This window comes from Streptococcus australis (assembly GCF_019930045.1).
Taxonomy (GTDB): Bacteria; Bacillota; Bacilli; order Lactobacillales; family Streptococcaceae; genus Streptococcus; species Streptococcus australis_D.
Genome location: NZ_JAHZQQ010000036.1, coordinates 1 through 20,601 on the forward strand (window position 1 = coordinate 1; position 20,601 = coordinate 20,601).

The window sequence follows — 20,601 nt, forward strand, 5'->3', positions numbered from 1 at the left end:
GTTTGTGTGAATACTTACAGTTTACCCCAATGAAACGCTATGAGTTTTTTTGTTGCACTATATTTTACAATTTATCTATTAAAAAAAAAAAGAAAACGGCTCTTCGTTTTCTTTTTTTTGCCATAGAGAATAGGTAAGAGTAACAGCTACTGGAATGGCCTGTACTAATACAATGGAATGAAATTGAAAAACAGTTTATTTTCTAAAAAATCATTAAAATCCTTTTATTCACAAGGAATCGTGTTATAATAAAGTCATAAAACGTTTTCAAGAGAGAAGGATAAGACATGGAAAATGAAACAGTTGACTATGGAAAAGTAACAGGAATGGTACACTCTACGGAAAGCTTCGGTGCAGTGGATGGACCAGGGATCCGTTTTATTGTCTTCCTTCAAGGCTGTCAAATGCGGTGTCAGTATTGCCATAATCCGGATACTTGGGCTATGGAAACCAACATGTCTAGAGAACGGACAGTGGAAGATGTCCTAGAAGAAGCCCTCCGCTATCGTGGATTTTGGGGTCAAAAAGGTGGAATCACTGTCAGTGGGGGAGAAGCTCTCTTGCAGATAGATTTCTTGATTGCCCTCTTCACCAAGGCTCAAGAGTTGGGCATTCACTGTACGCTGGATACTTGTGCTCTACCTTTCCGCAATACCCCTCGCTACCTGGAAAAATTTGACAAACTGATGGCAGTGACCGATTTGGTGCTTCTTGATATCAAGGAAATTAACGATGAACGGCACAGATTTGTAACTAGTCAAACGAATAAGAATATTTTGGCTTGTGCCAAGTATTTGTCTGATATTGGCAAGCCCGTTTGGATTCGCCACGTCTTGGTGCCTGGGCTTACAGACCGAGACGACGACTTGATCGAACTTGGGAAATTCGTCAAAACCCTTAAAAATGTTGATAAATTTGAAATTCTGCCCTACCATACCATGGGTGAGTTCAAATGGCGGGAATTGGGCATCCCGTACAAGTTGGAGGGTGTGAAACCACCGACAAAAGAACGGGTTCAAAATGCAAAAGATTTGATGGAAACGGAAAGTTACCAAGATTACCTGAAACGGGTTAAAGGATAAAATAAATCGAGACAGTTGGTCCTTCCAGCTGTCTTTTTCTGATGAAAAGCATCACTATCCCTTTCTTTAAACGGAAAAACGTGCTAAAATAGAGTGAATATACAAATGAAAATGAAGAGGTAGAAACATGTCAAAAATTCTCGTTTTTGGTCACCAAAATCCTGACTCAGATGCCATCGGTTCATCTGTAGCCTTTGCTTATCTTGCAAAAGAAGCATACGGTTTGGATACAGAAGCAGTGGCTCTAGGAACTCCAAATGAAGAAACAGCTTTCGTATTGGACTATTTTGGTGTGGAAGCACCGCGCGTGATCACATCAGCTAAAGCAGAAGGTGCAGAGCAAGTCATCTTGACGGACCACAATGAATTCCAACAATCTGTGTCAGATATCGCTGAAGTAGAAGTATACGGTGTAGTGGATCACCACCGTGTGGCTAACTTTGAAACTGCTAGCCCACTTTACATGCGTTTAGAACCAGTTGGTTCAGCATCTTCTATCGTATACCGCATGTTCAAAGAACACGGTGTAGCAGTGCCAAAAGAAATCGCAGGTTTGATGCTTTCAGGTTTGATTTCAGATACTCTTCTTTTGAAATCTCCAACAACTCACCCATCTGATAAGGTGATTGCACCTGAATTGGCTGAATTGGCTGGTGTCAACTTGGAAGAATATGGTCTTGCCATGCTCAAGGCTGGTACCAACTTGGCAAGCAAATCAGCAGAAGAATTGATTGACATCGATGCTAAGACTTTTGAACTCAACGGAAATAATGTCCGTGTTGCCCAAGTCAATACAGTTGATATTGCTGAAGTTTTGGAACGCCAAGCTGAAATCGAAGCAGCCATCCAAGCCGCCAATGCAGCTAACGGCTACTCTGACTTCGTTTTGATGATTACTGATATTGTCAACTCAAACTCAGAAATTTTGGCTCTTGGTGCTAATATGGATAAGGTAGAAGCAGCTTTCAACTTCAAACTTGAAAACAATCATGCTTTCCTTCCAGGTGCCGTTTCACGTAAGAAACAAGTGGTTCCTCAATTGACTGAAAGCTTTAATGCATAATGATAGGTGGGGAAACCCATCGTTAAAAAGGAGTTTCGACTCCTTTTTTGCTAGGAGGAGACCATGTTAGAATCTGGCGATTTGATTTTTGTGAGAGAAAATACGGAAATGGGCCAGGCCATCCAGGCCTCGACAGGTAACTACAGTCACGTGGCTATCTTTTTGAACGGACAGATCTATCATGCTAGGGTGGAAGGTGGTGTTCTTTCCCAGTCACCCGAAGATTTCTTTGAAGCTGGAAAAGTCTATGACCTTTATCGCTATACGGCGATTGATCACGAAGAAGTCAAAAAGCGAGCAGAGAGCCTTTTAGGAGCTCCCTACAATGCGTCCTTTTATCCAGATGGAAAAGGTTTCTATTGTTCCCAGTTCATCGCTGAACTACTCCCTGTTTTTGAGACCATTCCCATGAAGTTTGGAGATGAGGAAGAGGAGATTAGTCCGTTCTGGCTGGATTACTACAAGGAACTTGGCCTAGCCGTTCCCCTAGATCAGCCCGGAACCAACCCGAGTCAGTTAGCCCAGTCTTCCCGTCTACAGTTTAAAGAAAGGTATTTGGATGATTCAGATCATTAATCCCACACGTTTGACACGTCAGCTATTTTTCAAGGACTTGATCAACTATCTGGACCAGCAGGATGATGTGATCCTGCGACAAATCAAGGCCCAATTTCCAGATCAACCAGTGGATAAGCTGATGGAGGAGTATATCAAAGCGGGCTTCATCCTTCGAGAAAATAAACGCTACACTCTCAATTTGCCTTTCTTAGAGTCAGCTGATCGAGTTGAACTGGATCAAGAGGTCTTTGTTCGAGAGGACAGTGCAGTTTATCAAGAATTAAAAGCCAAGGTCTTCCAAACAGAACTCCGCAATACTACCAATGCAGCGATTTTGATAGAGGAGACTGACTTCGAACGACATGCACAGACACTTTCCAATTACTTCTACAAGGTGAAACACCAATACCCTTTGACGGAGGAGCAAGAGAAACTCTATGCTATTTTGGGTGATGTCAATCCTGAGTATGCTCTTAAGTATATGACCAGCTTTTTGCTCAAGTTCCTCAAAAAAGAAGAAGTCCAGCAAAAGCGCAGAGACATCTTTGTTGATAGCTTAGAAGTCTTAGGCTATATCCGCAAAAATGATGAAGGCAAATATGAATTAGCAGTGGACTTGGACAAGGAAAGGCTGATGTTTATCAAACAATAAAAAAGGCTAGGAATTTTCCTAGCCTTCTTTCGTTTGATTAAAGGTAACGTTCAGCAATGGCGGCATCGCCTGGATACTCTTCTTTTACGCCATTGACGATTTGGTAGCAGTCAGCTCCTTTTCCGGCGATAATGACGGCATCTTCAGGCTTGCTGGTCGTTGCCATAGCTACTTGAATGGCTTGCTCGCGATCTGCGATTTTCTCGACAGGGCGCGTGATGAAGCTGCTAATCTCTTCAGCGATAGCCAAAGGATCTTCATAGTTGGGATCATCCGCTGTGAGGAAGACTTGGATCTCAGGATGGTCTTCTAAGAGTAAGCCAAAGTCTTTGCGGCGGCTCTCTCCCTTATTACCGGTTGATCCAAGGACCAGTGAAATCGTCCCCGTTTGATGGGTTTCAACAACTGAGAGTAGTTTTTTCAAGCTATCTCCATTATGGGCATAGTCGATGAAGACCTTGGCTCCATTTTGCTGAGTCAAGACTTCCATTCGGCCAGGAACGCGCGTCTTAGCAATCCCTTTTTGGATATCCTCGAGACTCGCTCCTAGGCGAAGGCAGGCAAGACCTGCAGCCACAGCATTTTCTTGGTTGAAGTGACCGATGAGCTGGGTATCATAATCTCCCGCCAGCTTGCCAGTGACAGAAAAGCTAAAGGCTTTTGAGTTCTGGACTTGGTTGCTTGATTGACTACCGTAGAAGTCGTGGTCTTGCTCAGCGACTTGTTCCGCAAGAATCTCAAAATGATCCATATCGCTATTGACGACAACAGCACGGCTATTTTCCATCAAGAGACGTTTGTGGTAGAAATAGTCTTCGAAGGTTGGATGCTCAATTGGTCCAATATGGTCAGGGCTGATGTTGAGGAAGACACCGACATCAAAGGTCAGACCGTAAACCCGTTTCACCAAATAAGCTTGGCTAGAAACTTCCATAATCAGGTGGGTCCGATCGTTGGCAACTGCCTGGGCCATCATTTCAAAAAGATCAATGCTTTCTGGAGTGGTCAAGGTTGATTTGAAGAAGGTCTTGCCATCCAAGGTTGTATTCATAGTGGATAGCATGGCTGGACGGTGTCCTTGCTCAAGAATCTTGTAGGCATAGTAAGCAGAAGTCGTTTTGCCCTTGGTCCCTGTAAAAGCTAAGAGTTTTAGCTGGCGCTCAGGGTGGCCATAGAATTCCATGGCAATCAAGCTCATAGCCTGTTTGATATCCGTAACGATAATGGCCGGTATGCTGACTTCAAAATCTTGCTCAGCGACATACCACTGAAGACCTTGTTCGATCGCTTGTTCCAAAAATTCCTTCTTGAAATTTGCCCCCTTCACAAAAAAGAGGGTCTCAGCGTTGACCTTTCGACTATCGTAGCTAATTTGATTAAAAGAAACACCACTTGTAGAATAGTGGTATTCTCCGTCTTGTAGGATCTCACGAAAGTTGTGATCCTCTTTTAAAATGTTTAGTACAGTTTCTATCTTCATCATAATCCTATTTTAAACTGAAAGACCTTATTTTACAAGTGTAAAGGAAAAGTTTATAATGAAAGAAGACTATAAAGTAGAGGAAAGATATGAGTAACGAAACAAGTAATCAACAGGCCCAGATGCTTCGAGGAACAGTCTGGTTAACAGCCAGTAATTTCATTAGTCGTCTCTTAGGAGCAGCCTATATCATCCCTTGGTATATCTGGATGGGCAAACATGGTGCAGAGGCAAACGGTCTCTTTACTATGGGCTATAATATTTACGCTTGGTTTTTGCTGATTTCAACTGCAGGAGTTCCTGTAGCGGTTGCTAAGCAAGTGGCCAAGTACAATACCAAGGGGCAAGAAGAACACAGTTTTGCCATGATTCGTGGCTTCCTTAAGTTCATGTCTTTATTGGGCTTGGTTTTTGCCATTATTATGTATGTGCTTTCTCCAGTATTTGCAAATCTGTCTGGAGGTGGGAAAGACCTAATCCCTGTCATGCAGAGCTTGTCTTGGGCAGTCTTGATTTTTCCTTCCATGAGTGTCGTTCGTGGCTTCTTCCAAGGGCATAACAATCTGAAGCCTTACGCCATCAGTCAAATTGCTGAGCAAGTGATTCGGGTTATCTGGATGCTCTTGACAGCTTACTTCATTATGAAGGTCGGCTCAGGTGATTACGTTGAAGCCGTAACCCAGTCCACTTTTGCAGCCTTTATTGGGATGGGAGCGAGTCTTCTAGTCCTCGTCTATTACCTCTGGAAAACAGGGCTTCTACAGCACATTATCCATCGCCCAGAGTCTGATAGCCAGATTGATACCAAGGCTCTCTTGTGGGATACCATTCGTGAAGCGATTCCGTTCATTGTGACAGGATCAGCTATTCAACTCTTTCAAATTATCGACCAGATGACCTATAGCAATGTCATGTCTTGGTTCACCAACTTCACTCGTTCAGAGTTGTTGGTTCAGTTCAGCTACTTCTCAGCGAATCCGAACAAGATTACCATGATTTTAATTGCAGTTGCGACATCGATCGGTGGGGTGGGAATCCCTCTTCTTACAGAGAACTATGTCAAGGGTGATTTCCGGGCTGCAGGTAAGCTGGTTCAAGATAATTTGACCATGCTAGTAGCCTTCTTGCTTCCAGCGACGATTGGAGCAGTAGCCATTGCTGAGCCTCTCTATACGGTCTTTTACGGGAAACCAGATTCCCTGGCTTTGGGACTCTTTATCCTAGCCATGTTACAAACGGTCATCCTAGGCTTGTATACGGTTCTCTCTCCAATGATCCAGGCTCTTTTCCAAAATCGGAAGGCAATTCTTTACTTTGGTTATGGAGTATTGGTGAAACTGATTCTCCAAGTACCGTTCATTTATCTCTTTAAAGCCTATGGTCCTCTTCTTTCTACTACGATTGGTCTCATGATTCCGATTGTTCTTATGTACAAGGAAATTCATCAGGTGACTCATTTCAATCGCAAGACAGTCTTCAAACGGAGCTTATTGACAGCCATTCTCACCTTGATCATGCTCTTGGTGGTCCTAATTGCAGGCTTTATCCTTGGCTTGGTCATCAAACCAAATGGTCGAGTGACAAGCATGATTTATGTAGCTCTGATTGGTGGTGTGGGAATCGTGGTATACGGTGGCCTCGGTCTTCGTCTTCGTTTCTTAGATCGCTTCATTGGTAGTAAGGCAGCTAGTCTTCGAAATAAATTTCATATTTCATAATCAGTAGAGGTTGGGGCTATCCCACCTCTTTTTTCATTATAGTTTGAAGCTATATCTAGCTCTTGAAAAAGGAAAAACCGAATCATCTAAAGAAGTGATACAATAGAGACAATTGAATTTAGGTCCATTGGAGGTTTGTATGAGTCACAAAAAGAATATTAACACCATCCTAGCTCAAGCGGGAATCAAGTCGGATCCAGCAACAGGGGCTTTGATTACACCGCTTCATTTTTCAACCACTTACCAGCATCCAGAGTTTGGTCAATCTACTGGTTTTGACTATATCCGTACCAAGAATCCGACGCGGGTAAACGCTGAAAAGACCTTGGCAGCTATTGAGAGTGCAGAGCATGCCTTGGTGACGAGCTCAGGTATGTCTGCCATTGTCTTAGCCTTTAGTATTTTTCCTGTTGGCAGTAAGGTTTTGGCAGTAAGAGATCTTTATGGAGGCTCTTTCCGTTGGTTCAACCAAATGGAACAAGAAGGACGCTTTTTCTTTACCTATGCAAATTCTGAAGAAGAATTGGTAGAGGGATTGAAGGGAGAGGTGGATATTCTCTATATTGAAACGCCTACGAACCCACTCATGCTGGAGTTTGACATCCAGAAATTAGCTAAACTCGCTCATGAAAAAGGGGCAAAAGTGATTGTAGACAATACCTTCTATAGCCCTATCTACCAACGTCCAATTGAAGAAGGAGCAGATATCGTCCTTCACTCAGCGACCAAGTATCTAGCGGGTCATAATGACGTTTTGGCTGGTGTTGTAGTGACTGATGATGAAGGTCTCTATGAGCAACTCTTTTATAACTTAAACACAACTGGAGCTGTTCTCTCTCCTTTTGACAGCTACCAATTGATCCGTGGGTTAAAAACCTTAGCCCTTCGAATGGAGCGCTCTACAGAAAACGCGAAGAAGGTAGTGGAATTCTTGAAGGGGCATCCAGCTGTTAAGGAAGTCTTGTATACCGGCAAGGGAGGCATGGTTTCCTTTAAAGTAAGCCATCAAGAAAAGATTCCAACCATTTTGAACCACTTGCAAGTCTTTACCTTTGCAGAAAGCTTAGGTGGAGTGGAGAGTTTGATTACCTACCCAACTACACAGACCCACGCAGATATTCCTGCAGAGGTTCGTCATTCCTATGGGTTAACGGATGACTTGCTTCGCCTTTCCATCGGAATTGAAGATGCACGGGATTTGATTGAGGATTTAGAACAAGCATTGGCTAGATAGGAGTCCATCATGGGAAAAGAACAATTTTTGACTGTCCCTAATCGTTTGGGGCATCATACTAGCAAGTGGAAGGAGTCAGAGCAGGATCCAGAACTTCTTCCTGCTTGGATTGCAGATATGGATTTTGAATCCTTGCCTGCGGTTCGACAAGCCATTCGAGATTACGCGGATCAATTGGTCTACGGCTACACCTATCCTAGTGAAGAGCTTTACCAGACTGTTCAGAATTGGGAAAAGTCAGAGCATGGATATGTTTTTGAGAAGGAAGCCATTGTCTTTATGGAGGGTGTGGTTCCGTCTATTTCGACGGCTATTCAGGCTTTCACTAAGGAAGGCGAGGCTGTTCTCATCAATACGCCAGTCTATCCACCCTTTGCCCGTAGTGTCCGCCTCAATCAACGCAAATTAGTGACCAATTCCTTAGTAGAAGTGGATGGACTCTTCCAAATTGATTTTGAGCAATTGGAGAAAGACTTTGAAGAGCACCAAGTCAAGCTCTACATCCTGTGCAATCCTCATAACCCAGGCGGTCGCGTCTGGGAACGAGAAGTCCTAGAAAAGATTGGTCGTCTCTGTCAAAAACATGGGGTCTTGCTTGTTTCAGATGAAATTCACCAAGACTTGGTGCTATTTGGAAATCGGCACGTATGTTTTAATACGGTAGATCCAAGCTTTAAGGACTTCACCCTTGTCTTATCGAGTGCGACCAAAACCTTCAACATCGCAGGGACAAAAAATTCCTATGCCATCATCGAAAATGATGCACTAAGAAAATCCTTCCAAGCTCAGCAGTTGCGAAACAATCAACATGAGATTTCTGCCCTTGGCTTTATCGCCACCGAAGTAGCCTATCAGAATGGAAAAGGCTGGTTAGAGGACTTAAAGGAAGTCTTGGAAGAAAATATCAACTACACTGTAGAAGTTTTGCGTGAGCAGACAGACATTGGTGTGATGAAACCGCAAGGGACCTATCTACTCTGGCTTGATTTTTCTGCCTACGGTTTGTCAGAAGAAGAACTCCATGCTCGACTTCATGACCAGGCTAAGGTCATCCTCAATAAAGGGACAGACTTTGGAGTAGAAGGGAAGCAACATGCCCGTTTGAATGTGGCAGCTCCGAAAACCCTAGTCCAAGAGATTGTCGATCGGATCGTAACAAATTTTCCTAAAAAAGGTTGATTTTAAGGGTTGACTTTTCTATAGGGGAGGAGTATACTCAAAGGGAATAACGGTAGGTGAGGCTACCACAAGGATACGGATGACTACCGCAAAGCAGTGGAGACACTACTCGTTGGTCAACAGTCCTGATCGCAAAGGTCAAGACTAAGCTCATTTCATTGCCTTGTGGAGCTAAAGCTTGGACGGTCTATTTTTTGAGAATTTTTATTAAAAAATAAACGACGAGTTTAATGAGTCCTACCTGTAAAAGGGGAGGGCTCTTTTCTAATGCTTAAGAAGCCTCTCACCTATCAAGTAAAAAAGGAGAGCACTATGATACAAATCGACGATCATCCCGAACCGCACATAGCCAGCCAATCGCTGATTTGTGTCATCGGGACTCTATAAGCGTTTGGCTCCTGATTTAAAAGGAGATTCCAATGCAAACAACAAAAGAAAGACTCATTGCTGCATTGCAAGATGCAGAAACAAGAACCTTAGCAACCTATCAATCCAGCTGGTCTGGCTTGATGGAAGACCAAGTAGAGGAAAACCGGGATAACTATGGAGAAAATGTCCTCACAAAGGGGCAAGATGATTCTATATGGAAACGGATTGTTGAATCCATCATCAATCCCTTCACAATCATCTTACTGCTCATTGCCCTTGTTTCTCTGGTGACCAATGTTTGGTTAGCCAAACCAGGTGAGGAAGATCCAACGACCTCTCTCATCATCGTCGTTCTCGTCCTTCTCTCTGGAGGGATTCGCTTTATCCAAGAATTGCGAAGTGACAAGGCTGCTAGCAACCTTTCTCGCATGATTGTCAATACAGCAACGGTCATTCGAGATGGCAAAGAAGAAGAAATTCCCATTGATGAGATTGTGGTGGGAGACCTGATCAAATTGAGTGCAGGCGACATGATCCCAGCGGATGTGGTCTTGTTGGATTCTCGAGACTTCTTCGTCCAACAATCTGGTTTGACTGGAGAGAGCGATGCTGTCGAAAAAGTCTGCTTGAAAAAAGCGACTGGCCAAAATCTAGACAGTCTTTTGGAGAGTGAAAGTCTAGCTTTCATGGGGACCAACGTCATCTCAGGTCGAGCAACAGCCTTGGTCTTGGTCGTTGGGGATGAAACCATGATGGGAGCGATTGAGCAAACCATCAATACTTATGATGAACCAACCTCTTTTGAACGAGAAATGAACACCATCTCTTGGTTGTTGATCCGACTGATGATGGTCATGGTACCCATCGTCTTCTTTATCAATGGTTTGACAGATGGGGATTGGCTGGAAGCAGGGGTCTTTGCCCTCAGTGTAGGGGTGGGCTTGACTCCGGAAATGCTCCCAATGATTATCACAGCTAGCTTGGCCAAGGGTTCCATTATCATGGCCAAAGAAAAGGTGGTCATCAAAAAGCTCAACGCTATTCAAGATCTAGGCGCTATTGATATCCTCTGTACGGACAAGACAGGAACCTTGACCCAAGATGAGATTGTACTCGAATACCCCCTCGACATTCGTGGGGACTTGGATTTGTCTGTCCTTCGTCGGGCCTATCTCAATTCTTACTTCCAAACCGGCCTCAAAAACTTAATGGATCGCGCTATTATCAGCCGGACAGAAAGAGAAGCTAAGAAACATGAGATTGTCAGAGGCTTGGACAAAAGCTTCCAAAAAATTGATGAATTGCCTTTTGACTTTGAACGCCGGCGGATGAGTGTCATTGTCAAAGATGAGCAGGGAGTCGTGAGCATGGTCACCAAGGGAGCCCTGGAAGAAATGCTAGCAGTCTCTAACTATGTGGAATACAAGGATGAGATTATCCCCCTAACAGACCAAGTGAGGGAAGAAGTCTTGGCAGAAGTAGCTCAACTGAATGAACAAGGTTTGCGCGTGCTAGGGGTTAGTTACAAATCAAATCTTGAGGAAGGCTATGCCTTTGAAGTAGCGGATGAAGCAGACATGATCTTGACGGGCTATCTAGCCTTCTTGGATCCACCAAAACCATCCGCAGCACCAGCCATCAATACTCTTGCGGAATACGGAGTTGCTACTAAAATCCTTACGGGTGATAATGAGAAAGTGACCCAAGCGGTTTGTGAAAAGGTGGGACTGGATGTTGACCACATTTTGCTGGGTAGCGATATCGACAGTCTCTCTGATTCAGACTTGGCCCAAGCAGTAGAAACCACCACCGTTTTTGCAAAATTATCTCCAGATCAAAAAGCACGCATTATCTTGCAACTCAAAGCAAATGGCCACAAGGTCGGATATATGGGAGACGGGATCAACGATGCTCCTTCTATGAAAGTGGCAGATGTGGGGATTTCGGTTGATACAGCTGTCGATATTGCCAAAGAAACAGCAGATGTTATCCTTCTGGATAAAGACTTGATGGTCCTCGAAAAAGGCTTGGTAGAAGGCCGCAAAGTTTATGCCAACATGACCAAGTACATCAAGATGACTGTTTCTTCTAATTTCGGAAATATCTTCTCTCTTCTCTTTGCCAGTATTTTCCTTCCTTTCCTTCCAATGGCCCCTATCCATCTTATCGTTTTAAACTTGGTTTATGACCTTTCCTGTATCGCCTTGCCTTTTGACCGAGTGGATAAGGACTTCTTGAAGAAACCTCGGATTTGGGAAGCAAAGTCCATTACCCGCTTTATGGCCTGGTTTGGTCCTATTTCCTCTGTATTTGACATCTTGACCTTTATCGCTCTCTACTTTATCATCGTACCCATGATTACAGGCTATGGCTATGTCCATGGAGCAGACAGTGCGGGACTCTTCATCATGCTCTTTCAAACCGGCTGGTTCATTGAGTCCATGTGGTCCCAAACTATGGTCATCTATATGCTCCGCTCTCCAAAATTGCCCTTTGTTCAAAGTCGGCCAGCCCTTGCTGTTATGGCAACGACTTTATTGGGCGCCCTCTTTGTGATCTTCCTACCATATGGCCCACTGGCTTCCTTGTTGAAAGTAGCGCCACTAAATAGTCTTTACTTCCTATTACTTGCGGGAATCCTTTTCCTTTATATGGCAAGTGTCACCCTGGTCAAACACTATTATATTGGCAAGTACAAGGAGTGGCTATAAGCTAGTCATTAAAATAAGAAAAGAAAAGGTTTGCATATCTGTAGGCCTTTTTCTTCCTTTTTGATATAATAAGATGAATATAGAGAAAGAAGGAATCACAATGGGAAAACTTGAAGTTATTAAACATCCACTGATCCAGCATAAATTGTCTATTTTGCGTCGGACAGATACCTCTACAAAGGCTTTTCGTGAATTAGTAGATGAAATTGCTATGTTGATGGGATACGAAGTTTTGCGCGAACTTCCTCTTGAAGATGTAGAAATCGAAACACCAATTACAAAAACAGTTCAAAAACAAATTGCTGGTAAAAAACTAGCGATTGTTCCAATCCTTCGTGCAGGGATCGGGATGGTAGACGGACTCTTGAGTTTGGTACCCGCAGCTAAAGTTGGTCACATCGGAATGTACCGCGATGAAGAAACCTTGAAACCAGTTGAATACTTGGTGAAATTGCCAGAAGATATCGACCAACGTCAAATCTTTGTGGTAGACCCAATGTTGGCGACTGGGGGATCTGCAATCCTAGCGGTAGATTCATTAAAGAAACGTGGTGCAAGCCATATTAAATTTGTCTGCTTGGTTGCAGCACCAGAAGGGGTGGAAGCTCTTCAAACAGCTCATCCGGATGTCGAAATCTTTGCTGCAGCCTTGGATGAACGCCTCAACGAAAACGGCTATATCGTTCCAGGTTTGGGTGATGCTGGGGACCGCTTGTTTGGTACCAAATAAGCACATTTCCAATCCATCTTTGGGAAAGTAAAAATTTGACCTTTGTTGACCAATGGGATATAATAGCTTTTATAAAGAATGGAAGGAGAGCTAGCCTCTCGAATCAACCGGATGAAACTCGTGAGATGGTGCCGGTTATAATGGATAAAAGGAGATGAATGAATGATTCCAGTAGTAATTGAACAAACTAGTCGTGGCGAACGCTCATACGACATTTACTCACGCCTCTTAAAAGACCGTATTATCATGGTGACAGGACCGGTAGAAGACCAAATGGCCAATTCGATTATTGCCCAATTGCTCTTCTTGGATGCCCAAGATAATACCAAAGATATCTATATGTATATCAATACGCCAGGAGGCTCTGTCTCTGCAGGTTTGGCAATCGTCGATACCATGAACTTTATCAAATCAGACGTCCAAACCATCGTCATGGGGATGGCAGCTTCAATGGGGACTGTGATTGCATCAAGTGGTGCCAAAGGCAAACGCTTCATGTTGCCAAATGCTGAGTACATGATCCACCAACCAATGGGTGGTACTGGTGGCGGTACTCAACAAACGGATATGGCCATTGCAGCAGAACACCTCTTGAAAACACGTCACAGATTGGAAAAAATCTTGGCAGAAAATTCAGGTCAAACCATCAAGAAAATCCACGCTGATGCAGAACGGGATAATTGGATGACTGCAGAAGAAACCTTAGCTTATGGTTTCATCGATGAAATCATGGCTAACAACAATCTCGGATAAGAAATCTTAACCATCCAGCCCTCTCCTTTGACAGGAGAGGTTTTTTTAAGACATTCTTTACTTTCTAGAAAAAGATAGTATTTTTACCTGAAATTTGCTATACTTGTAACAGAAGCAGAAAGGGATTGTGTATGTTTGAGAAGCAAGCTAGAACAGGCTTAATTGTAAAATTGTATTATAATCGAGATGCAAAGAAATTACAGGAAATTGGGGATGTGATCTATCATTCCAAAAAAATGCGCTATGTCCAGGTCTATGTCGATAGTCCTCAAGTTCTTGAAATTATGCAGCAATTAAAAAAAGAACGCTTTGTAAAGAAGGTTCAAATTTGCCATATTCAAGAATTGGATCGTGATTTTGTAGGAAGTTTGCATCGTCAACAGGATGAAACACAAGTAGAAAACGCAATCATTTAAAGGATTGCGTTTTTTATATTGACAATTGTCAGATAATTCGGTATATTCTTAATATGTATTTATTTTAAGATTATTTAAGGAGATTATTACAAATGAAGAAAAAATTTGCTCTTTCATTTTTAACAATTGCAAGTGTCGCTCTTCTTGCGGCCTGTGGTGAAGTTTCAACTTCAGGTTCAAACACAACTGGTAACGAAATCGGCAAAGAACTAAAAATCGGTTTTAACTTTGAAAAAACTGGTGAAGTAGCAGCATATGGTAGTGCTGAACAAAAAGGTGCTCAATTAGCCGTTGATGAAATCAATGCTAATGGTGGAGCTGATGGTAAGAAGATTGTTGTCACAGACAAAGATAACAAATCTGAAACAGCTGAAGCAGCTACAATCACTACAAACCTTGTCACTCAATCAAAAGTGAACGCTCTTGTAGGGCCTGCTACTTCAGGTGCCACTGCCGCAGCTGTTGCGAATGCTGGTAAAGCAGGTGTTCCATTGGTAACACCATCTGCAACACAAGATAATTTGACAAAAGGTCAAGATTACCTTTTCCGTGCAACCTTCATCGATAGCTTCCAAGGACAAATCATTGCTAAATATACAACGGATAACTTGAAAGCGAAGAAAGTTGTTCTATACTACGATAATTCATCTGACTATGCTAAAGGGATTGCTGAAGCCTTTAAGAAATCTTATAAAGGTGAAATCGTAGCAACAGAAACTTTCCAATCTAAGGATACAGACTTCCAAGCTGCTCTTACAAAAATCAAAGACAAAGACTTCGATGCGATTGTCCTTCCAGGGTACTACACTGAAACTGGTAAAATCGTAAACCAAGCACGTGGTATGGGAATCAAACAACCAATCATTGGTGGTGATGGATTTAGCGATGCTAAATTCGTTGAACAAGCAACACCTGCTGCAGCTACAGACATCTACTACGTAGCTGGATTCTCTACTGAAGGTGAAATGACTGATAAAGCCAAAAAATTCGTAGAAGCTTATAAAGCAAAATACAACGAAGAACCTTCAATGTTTGCAGCTTTGGCGTATGATTCAGTTTACATGGTTGCAGAAGCATCTAAAGGTGCTAAGAACTCTGTCGAATTGAAAGACAACCTTGCGAAGTTGAAAGACTTGGAAGGTGTTACTGGTACAATGTCTATTGACAAAGACCATAATCCGGTTAAATCTGCACTTATGATTGGCTTAAAAGATGGTAAAGTTGAGTCAGTTGAGTCGGTTAAACCTTAATTATCATTTGTTGTTTGTACAAGAGGCTGGGAGAATGAAAATTCCTGGCCTCGCTCTTTATTATTAGAAAGGATGGTTCAAATGCTCCAGCAATTAGTGAACGGTCTAATCTTGGGAAGTGTCTATGCACTCTTAGCCCTTGGTTATACTATGGTGTATGGAATTATCAAATTGATCAACTTTGCCCATGGGGATATCTACATGGTAGGTGCCTTTATGGGGTATTTCTTATTGAACTCATTGAAAGTTAACTTCTTTGTAGCCTTGCTTCTAGCTATGGTCGGGACAGCTATTTTAGGGGTTGTGATTGAATATCTGGCTTATCGTCCGCTTCGTCATTCGACTCGGATTGCAGCCTTGATCACAGCCATCGGGGTTTCCTTCTTGCTTGAATATGGGATGGTCTTCTTTGTAGGGGCCAATACCCGTTCCTTCCCGCAAGTCATTGAAACTGTTCGTTACAATTTTGGTCCCATTTCGATCTCTAACATTCAGTTGATGATTTTAGGAGTGTCTATTTTCTTGATGGTCGCTCTTCAATTTATTATCCAAAAGACAAAGATGGGGAAAGCCATGCGTGCCGTTTCTGTTGATAGCGATGCCGCTCAATTGATGGGGATTAACGTAAACCGGACCATCAGCTTTACCTTTGCTTTGGGATCAGCCTTAGCGGGTGCTGGTGGGGTTTTGATCGGTTTGTATTACAACTCAATCGAACCTTTGATGGGGATGACACCAGGGATCAAAGCCTTTGTCGCAGCCGTTCTTGGAGGAATCGGAATCATTCCAGGCGCGGCCCTAGGTGGCTTTGTCATCGGTTTATTGGAAACTTTCGCTACAGCGATTGGTCTTTCAGACTTCCGTGATGCTATTGTGTATGCCATCTTGATTGTGATCTTGCTCATCCGTCCAGCAGGTATCCTCGGTAAAAATGTGAAAGAGAAGGTGTAAGCCATGAAACAAAATTTAAAAGTGAATTTAGTCTGGCTTGGTCTTTTGGTCGCAGGTTTTGCCTTGATCCAAGTCTTGGTTGCAGCGGGTGTGCTCAACCTCTTCTATATCCAAATTTTAGAACAAATCGGAATTAATATTATCCTTGCAGTTGGCTTGAACCTCATTGTTGGTTTCTCAGGTCAATTCTCACTCGGTCATGCCGGATTTATGGCGATTGGTGCCTATTCTGCAGCCATTCTCGGTTCTAAATCACCAACCTACGGGGCTTTCTTTGGTGCGATGGTTTTAGGGGCTTTGATCGCAGGTCTCGTTGCCTTGATCGTTGGGGTTCCAACCCTTCGTTTGAAAGGGGACTACCTCGCGATTGCGACACTGGGGGTTTCTGAAATCATCCGGATCTTGATCGTCAATGGTGGTACTCTCACCAATGGTGCCGCTGGGATCCTTGGTTTGCCAGCCTTTACAACCTGGCAATTGGTTTACCTTTTTGTCGTGATTACAACCATCTTTACCATCAACTTCTTACGCAGTCCAATTGGACGTTCTACCCTCTCTGTTCGTGAAGATGAAATCGCAGCAGAATCTGTTGGGATCAATACGACCAAAGTTAAAGTCATCGCCTTTGTTTTCGGTGCGATCACAGCAGCGATTGCAGGATCTCTCCAAGCAGGTTTCATTGGATCTGTCGTTCCGAAAGATTATTCTTTCACCAATACTATTAATGTCTTGATCATTGTCGTGTTTGGTGGTTTGGGATCAATGTCAGGAACAGTTGTGGCAGCTATCGTCTTGGGGATCTTGAACATGGTGCTTCAAGACTTCTCAAGTGTACGTATGATCATTTACTCATTGGCTTTGATTCTCGTGATGATCTTCCGTCCAGGTGGTCTTCTTGGAACATGGGAATTCAGCTTGAAAAAACTACTCTCAAAAAAGGAGGCTAACTAATGGCACTTCTTGAAGTAAAAAATTTAACAAAAAACTTTGGTGGTTTGACAGCCGTTGGGGATGTGACCATGGAACTCAATGAAGGGGAATTGGTTGGGTTGATCGGGCCCAACGGTGCCGGTAAAACAACCCTCTTCAACCTCCTAACAGGAGTGTATGAACCAAGTGAAGGGACCATTACCTTAGACGGTCACCTATTAAATGGTAAAGCACCTTATAAAATCGCTGCAGGTGGTCTGGGACGGACTTTCCAAAATATTCGTCTCTTTAAAGATTTGAGCGTTTTGGACAATGTCTTGATTGCCTTTGCCAACCACCACAAACCACATGTCTTTGCGAGTCTTTTCCGCTTGCCAAGCTATTACAAGAATGAAGAAGCTTTGAAAGCAAAAGCCCTTGAATTGTTAGCCATTTTCGGTTTGGAAAAAGAAGCAGATACTTTGGCTAAAAACTTGGCTTACGGACAACAACGTCACTTGGAGATCGTTCGTGCCCTTGCGACAGAGCCAAAAATCCTCTTCTTGGATGAACCTGCTGCAGGGATGAACCCTCAAGAAACAGCAGAATTGACCCAATTGATCCGTCGCATTCAAAAAGAATTTAATATTACGATCATGCTGATCGAGCACGATATGAGCTTGGTTATGGAAGTAACAGAACGGATTTATGTATTGGAATACGGTCGCTTGATTGCCCATGGTACGCCAGATGAAATCAAGACCAACAAACGCGTAATCGAAGCCTATCTAGGAGGTGAAGCCTAATGTCTATGTTAAAAGTTGAAAATCTTTCTGTACACTATGGCATGATCCAGGCTGTCCGTGATGTCAGTTTCGAGGTAAACGAAGGGGAAGTTGTTTCTCTTATCGGTGCTAACGGAGCTGGGAAAACATCTATTCTTCGTACCATTTCCGGTTTGGTGCGTCCAAGTGCTGGGAAAATCGAGTTTTTGGGTCAGGAGATTCAAAAGGTTCCGGCTCAAAAGATTGTAGCAGCGGGACTCTCTCAAGTTCCAGAAGGTCGTCATGTCTTTCCAGGATTAACTGTTATGGAAAACTTGGAGATGGGAGCTTTCTTGAAGAAAGATCGAGAAGAAAATCAAGCTAACTTGAAGAAAGTCTTCTCCCGTTTCCCACGTTTGGAAGAACGGAAGAACCAAGATGCAGCAACCCTATCTGGTGGGGAACAACAAATGCTTGCAATGGGTCGTGCACTTATGTCGACGCCAAAACTCTTGCTTCTGGATGAACCTTCTATGGGATTGGCTCCAATCTTTATCCAAGAAATCTTTGATATCATCCAAGATATCCAAAAACAAGGAACAACGGTTCTCTTGATCGAGCAAAATGCCAATAAGGCCCTTGCCATCGCAGACCGCGGTTATGTTTTGGAAACAGGGAAAGTCGTTCTTACCGGAACAGGAAAAGAACTCTTAGCCTCAGAAGAAGTCCGCAAGGCCTACCTTGGTGGATAAGATTTCTAAAGTTTGTTTGAAAGAAAAAGTTAGCGAAACCTTTCTTCGGATTGATGACAAAGATAATTTAGAAACTTTCCTTAGGTGAGTACGGACGTCAGCGAACTTCTACGAAGTTCCATGACTTAGTTTTGAGCCTAAGGTCTCAAAACTCCCGAGTGCTAGAAACAATAATGTTTCTAGCACTTTTCTCACGGCGGAAAGTTTCTATATACTCCTAATGATTCAAAAAATAGCATAATTTCTATTATGAAGAATTATTAATCTTATATTATAGGAAAGGTAGTTTTACAATATTCGAAAGAAAGGCCCGAAAGACCTTTCTTTTTGAATTTTTACTAACTGAGATTTTTTTTAGTAAAACAATTTAAAATATTTAATTTCCTTTATTAATTTGGTAAAATAAACGTAATTACTAATGACTGAAATGGATTATAAGATATGCGTATAGATCGTAAAGTTCAATTGGGTGAATTATATAAGGAGCTAAGAGTTGCTAGAGGCTTAAAACAAAAGGATGTTGCTAGAAAAGGATTAAGCATAGCACAATTGTCTAAATTTGAAAATGGGCAAACGATGTTAAGTGCTGATAAATTATTAATAGCGATAGAATCAATCCACATGACTTTTGAAGAGTTTGGCCATAAATTAAATAATTATGAATTACCTAAAGATATTATTTTAGGTAAGAAGATATCCAGTTTATTTTTGAAACAAGATATTAAAGGATTAGAGTATCTATTAACTGAAGTATTACAGAGTGAAGAGACGGATCAATATCAAAGGATTCAGTCATTTATTATTGAAAATGCGATTCATTCATTAGATCAAAACTATGAAATAAATATAGAAGATAGAAAAGTATTGGTAGATTATCTATTTTCAATTGAATCTTGGACATGGTTTGAATTATATATATTTGGAAATACAATGACTTTAATTTCAGATGAAGATCTATTATTTTTTGGTCGTAACCTTTCAGAACGAACAAAAGAATATAGTTTTCTTACACATAATTTAAATTCATTAAAATTAGCCTACGTAAATTTAATTGGCGAATTGATTTTAAGAAAAATTTATGAACAAGTTCCATTATTAATAAACGAACTAGAAAACCTTCTTTTTCCGTATGACCTGTTAGAAATTATGTTGTTGAAATTTTTAAAATTAATAGATGGTTATTCAAAGTCAAAAAACTCTAAAAAAGAAATCAAACATTTTATAGAGTCTCTTCGTGTTATTGGTAATAGTGAGCTAACTGATATTTTAGAAATGAAATTGGATCAGTTTGGGATTCAATTGAATGGAGAGTGATTTATTAGCTAAGTACTTAAAAATCTATTTGAAGATATATTTGAAATATTTTTATTGTTTCTGATATTTCATTATATCTAAGCAATTATTTTGGCGCATTTGGTAAGTAAATAATAATATCCAATATTAGAAATAGAATCATGTATTTTTTCTTCATTTTTCTTTCCCCTAATTTTTATTTGCAAGATTATTGTAAATAAAAATTGGGGGATTTTTAAAAAATTTCATATATGAAATTTTATTTGAATTTAAAAATATTGTAGTAAACTAAGGTTGTCAATAATTAAAGAAGCCTACCGCTTTAATTGTTGCAATATAATATCTAATTAAAATCATATGGAGGTGAATGTCATGTTTTTAGAAGAAATTGAAGTTGAATCAGTTGTTACTACTGTTTGTGGCTGTCTTTGGAATTGTTAAGTTTGTAATTTGGTATTAATAATATAATACAAATAGTACTTGGTAGGAGTACTATTTGTGTTTATATGACTTATTTTTACTATCAAAACAGTATTTAATGGAGTGTAAAAATGAAAAAGATATTAAAATCTGGATTATCCTTTCTAAAAAAAGATGATGATATTTTTCTATTACCTTCCTTAGGGAAAGGATATAAACTTAATACTGATAAAAGTAATGATGATTCTGTCAATAATTTTGTGTAAACACTCAAGTAAAGTTGCGGAGTGTTAATCAAATAAGCTTTCAAGTGTGTC

The 20,601-nt window shown here is 41.5% G+C and carries 19 protein-coding genes and 1 riboswitch; of the genes, 17 read left to right on the forward strand and 2 right to left on the reverse strand.

All coding sequences use genetic code 11. The features are described 5' to 3' along the window. The first annotated feature begins 287 nt into the window (after positions 1–287). The 4 genes from pflA (at position 288) to K1J10_RS07505 (ending at position 3,355) form a co-directional block, all read left to right on the forward strand. Positions 288–1,082, forward strand: coding sequence for a pyruvate formate-lyase-activating protein (gene pflA / locus K1J10_RS07490; RefSeq protein WP_223356534.1), 795 nt, complete (start codon positions 288–290; stop codon positions 1,080–1,082). A 127-nt stretch (positions 1,083–1,209) separates the two neighbouring features. Beyond that, positions 1,210–2,145: a manganese-dependent inorganic pyrophosphatase gene (locus tag K1J10_RS07495; protein WP_048689738.1), complete on the forward strand. Its 936-nt coding sequence runs from the start codon at positions 1,210–1,212 to the stop codon at positions 2,143–2,145. A 63-nt stretch (positions 2,146–2,208) separates the two neighbouring features. Next, the gene (locus tag K1J10_RS07500) at positions 2,209–2,721 is read left to right on the forward strand and encodes a YiiX/YebB-like N1pC/P60 family cysteine hydrolase (RefSeq protein ID WP_125329098.1); all 513 of its coding nucleotides are present in this window, start codon (positions 2,209–2,211) and stop codon (positions 2,719–2,721) included. Next, entirely contained in the window at positions 2,705–3,355 is a 651-nt protein-coding gene (locus tag K1J10_RS07505; RefSeq protein ID WP_048689733.1) for a DUF1803 domain-containing protein, read from the forward strand. Before K1J10_RS07500 ends, K1J10_RS07505 begins: the two co-directional genes overlap by 17 nt. A gap of 37 nt (positions 3,356–3,392) precedes the next feature. On the opposite strand, the gene K1J10_RS07510 is transcribed toward K1J10_RS07505, so the two are convergent. Continuing rightward, a complete protein-coding gene (locus K1J10_RS07510; protein WP_223356536.1) occupies positions 3,393–4,838 on the reverse strand; it encodes a UDP-N-acetylmuramoyl-L-alanyl-D-glutamate--L-lysine ligase in 1,446 nt (481 codons plus the stop codon). An 86-nt stretch (positions 4,839–4,924) separates the two neighbouring features. Between K1J10_RS07510 and K1J10_RS07515 the strand changes: the two genes are divergently transcribed. From K1J10_RS07515 to K1J10_RS07575, 13 genes are all read left to right on the forward strand, one after another. Continuing rightward, positions 4,925–6,553 (forward strand): putative polysaccharide biosynthesis protein, encoded by a 1,629-nt coding sequence (locus tag K1J10_RS07515; RefSeq protein ID WP_223356538.1) that lies wholly within the window; start codon positions 4,925–4,927, stop codon positions 6,551–6,553. A 139-nt stretch (positions 6,554–6,692) separates the two neighbouring features. Beyond that, positions 6,693–7,787 carry a cystathionine gamma-synthase gene (locus K1J10_RS07520; protein ID WP_048689723.1) on the forward strand — a complete coding sequence of 365 codons (1,095 nt, stop codon included), beginning with the start codon at positions 6,693–6,695 and terminating at the stop codon, positions 7,785–7,787. A gap of 9 nt (positions 7,788–7,796) precedes the next feature. Beyond that, positions 7,797–8,966, forward strand: a complete 1,170-nt coding sequence (locus tag K1J10_RS07525; protein WP_156676917.1) for a MalY/PatB family protein — start codon at positions 7,797–7,799, stop codon at positions 8,964–8,966. Between the two features lie 41 nt (positions 8,967–9,007). Next, a riboswitch (M-box (ykoK) riboswitch) is annotated at positions 9,008–9,162 on the forward strand. Positions 9,163–9,385: 223 nt separating this feature from the next. Continuing rightward, complete coding sequence (gene mgtA, locus K1J10_RS07530) at positions 9,386–12,046, forward strand: magnesium-translocating P-type ATPase (RefSeq protein ID WP_223356540.1); 2,661 nt, start codon at positions 9,386–9,388, stop codon at positions 12,044–12,046. Between the two features lie 100 nt (positions 12,047–12,146). Beyond that, the gene (gene upp, locus K1J10_RS07535) at positions 12,147–12,776 is read left to right on the forward strand and encodes a uracil phosphoribosyltransferase (protein WP_048689715.1); all 630 of its coding nucleotides are present in this window, start codon (positions 12,147–12,149) and stop codon (positions 12,774–12,776) included. 162 nt (positions 12,777–12,938) lie between these two features. Beyond that, positions 12,939–13,529, forward strand: a complete 591-nt coding sequence (locus K1J10_RS07540; RefSeq protein ID WP_023024046.1) for an ATP-dependent Clp protease proteolytic subunit — start codon at positions 12,939–12,941, stop codon at positions 13,527–13,529. 131 nt (positions 13,530–13,660) lie between these two features. After that, positions 13,661–13,945: a DUF2129 domain-containing protein gene (locus tag K1J10_RS07545; protein ID WP_048689712.1), complete on the forward strand. Its 285-nt coding sequence runs from the start codon at positions 13,661–13,663 to the stop codon at positions 13,943–13,945. Positions 13,946–14,037: 92 nt separating this feature from the next. After that, positions 14,038–15,195 (forward strand): ABC transporter substrate-binding protein, encoded by a 1,158-nt coding sequence (locus tag K1J10_RS07550; RefSeq protein WP_006595827.1) that lies wholly within the window; start codon positions 14,038–14,040, stop codon positions 15,193–15,195. Between the two features lie 81 nt (positions 15,196–15,276). Beyond that, the gene (locus K1J10_RS07555) at positions 15,277–16,146 is read left to right on the forward strand and encodes a branched-chain amino acid ABC transporter permease (protein WP_009731472.1); all 870 of its coding nucleotides are present in this window, start codon (positions 15,277–15,279) and stop codon (positions 16,144–16,146) included. A gap of 3 nt (positions 16,147–16,149) precedes the next feature. Beyond that, the gene (locus K1J10_RS07560; RefSeq protein WP_048689708.1) at positions 16,150–17,097 is read left to right on the forward strand and encodes a branched-chain amino acid ABC transporter permease; all 948 of its coding nucleotides are present in this window, start codon (positions 16,150–16,152) and stop codon (positions 17,095–17,097) included. After that, positions 17,097–17,861, forward strand: coding sequence for an ABC transporter ATP-binding protein (locus K1J10_RS07565; RefSeq protein WP_223345220.1), 765 nt, complete (start codon positions 17,097–17,099; stop codon positions 17,859–17,861). Before K1J10_RS07560 ends, K1J10_RS07565 begins: the two co-directional genes overlap by 1 nt. Continuing rightward, positions 17,861–18,571: an ABC transporter ATP-binding protein gene (locus tag K1J10_RS07570; RefSeq protein WP_003005434.1), complete on the forward strand. Its 711-nt coding sequence runs from the start codon at positions 17,861–17,863 to the stop codon at positions 18,569–18,571. Before K1J10_RS07565 ends, K1J10_RS07570 begins: the two co-directional genes overlap by 1 nt. Positions 18,572–19,012: 441 nt before the next feature. After that, positions 19,013–19,885 (forward strand): Rgg/GadR/MutR family transcriptional regulator, encoded by an 873-nt coding sequence (locus K1J10_RS07575; protein ID WP_223356543.1) that lies wholly within the window; start codon positions 19,013–19,015, stop codon positions 19,883–19,885. Between the two features lie 514 nt (positions 19,886–20,399). Here K1J10_RS07575 and K1J10_RS07580 read toward each other — a convergent pair. After that, positions 20,400–20,601, reverse strand: a 202-nt coding sequence (locus K1J10_RS07580) for a hypothetical protein (protein WP_223356546.1), incomplete at its 5' end; no start/stop codon positions are given.

Bases quoted from the DNA above. Each gene is read 5' to 3' on its own strand.
- K1J10_RS07520 (WP_048689723.1), top strand. From the start codon at position 6,693: ATGAGTCACAAAAAGAATATTAACACCATCCTAGCTCAAGCGGGAATC.
- K1J10_RS07505 (WP_048689733.1), top strand. From the start codon at position 2,705: ATGATTCAGATCATTAATCCCACACGTTTGACACGTCAGCTATTTTTC.
- K1J10_RS07515 (WP_223356538.1), top strand. From the start codon at position 4,925: ATGAGTAACGAAACAAGTAATCAACAGGCCCAGATGCTTCGAGGAACA.
- upp (WP_048689715.1), top strand. From the start codon at position 12,147: ATGGGAAAACTTGAAGTTATTAAACATCCACTGATCCAGCATAAATTG.
- K1J10_RS07550 (WP_006595827.1), top strand. From the start codon at position 14,038: ATGAAGAAAAAATTTGCTCTTTCATTTTTAACAATTGCAAGTGTCGCT.
- K1J10_RS07570 (WP_003005434.1), top strand. From the start codon at position 17,861: ATGTCTATGTTAAAAGTTGAAAATCTTTCTGTACACTATGGCATGATC.
- K1J10_RS07545 (WP_048689712.1), top strand. From the start codon at position 13,661: ATGTTTGAGAAGCAAGCTAGAACAGGCTTAATTGTAAAATTGTATTAT.
- K1J10_RS07575 (WP_223356543.1), top strand. From the start codon at position 19,013: ATGCGTATAGATCGTAAAGTTCAATTGGGTGAATTATATAAGGAGCTA.
- mgtA (WP_223356540.1), top strand. From the start codon at position 9,386: ATGCAAACAACAAAAGAAAGACTCATTGCTGCATTGCAAGATGCAGAA.
- K1J10_RS07495 (WP_048689738.1), top strand. From the start codon at position 1,210: ATGTCAAAAATTCTCGTTTTTGGTCACCAAAATCCTGACTCAGATGCC.
- K1J10_RS07540 (WP_023024046.1), top strand. From the start codon at position 12,939: ATGATTCCAGTAGTAATTGAACAAACTAGTCGTGGCGAACGCTCATAC.
- K1J10_RS07560 (WP_048689708.1), top strand. From the start codon at position 16,150: ATGAAACAAAATTTAAAAGTGAATTTAGTCTGGCTTGGTCTTTTGGTC.
- K1J10_RS07510 (WP_223356536.1), bottom strand. From the start codon at position 4,838: ATGATGAAGATAGAAACTGTACTAAACATTTTAAAAGAGGATCACAAC.
- K1J10_RS07555 (WP_009731472.1), top strand. From the start codon at position 15,277: ATGCTCCAGCAATTAGTGAACGGTCTAATCTTGGGAAGTGTCTATGCA.
- K1J10_RS07525 (WP_156676917.1), top strand. From the start codon at position 7,797: ATGGGAAAAGAACAATTTTTGACTGTCCCTAATCGTTTGGGGCATCAT.
- pflA (WP_223356534.1), top strand. From the start codon at position 288: ATGGAAAATGAAACAGTTGACTATGGAAAAGTAACAGGAATGGTACAC.
- K1J10_RS07500 (WP_125329098.1), top strand. From the start codon at position 2,209: ATGTTAGAATCTGGCGATTTGATTTTTGTGAGAGAAAATACGGAAATG.
- K1J10_RS07565 (WP_223345220.1), top strand. From the start codon at position 17,097: ATGGCACTTCTTGAAGTAAAAAATTTAACAAAAAACTTTGGTGGTTTG.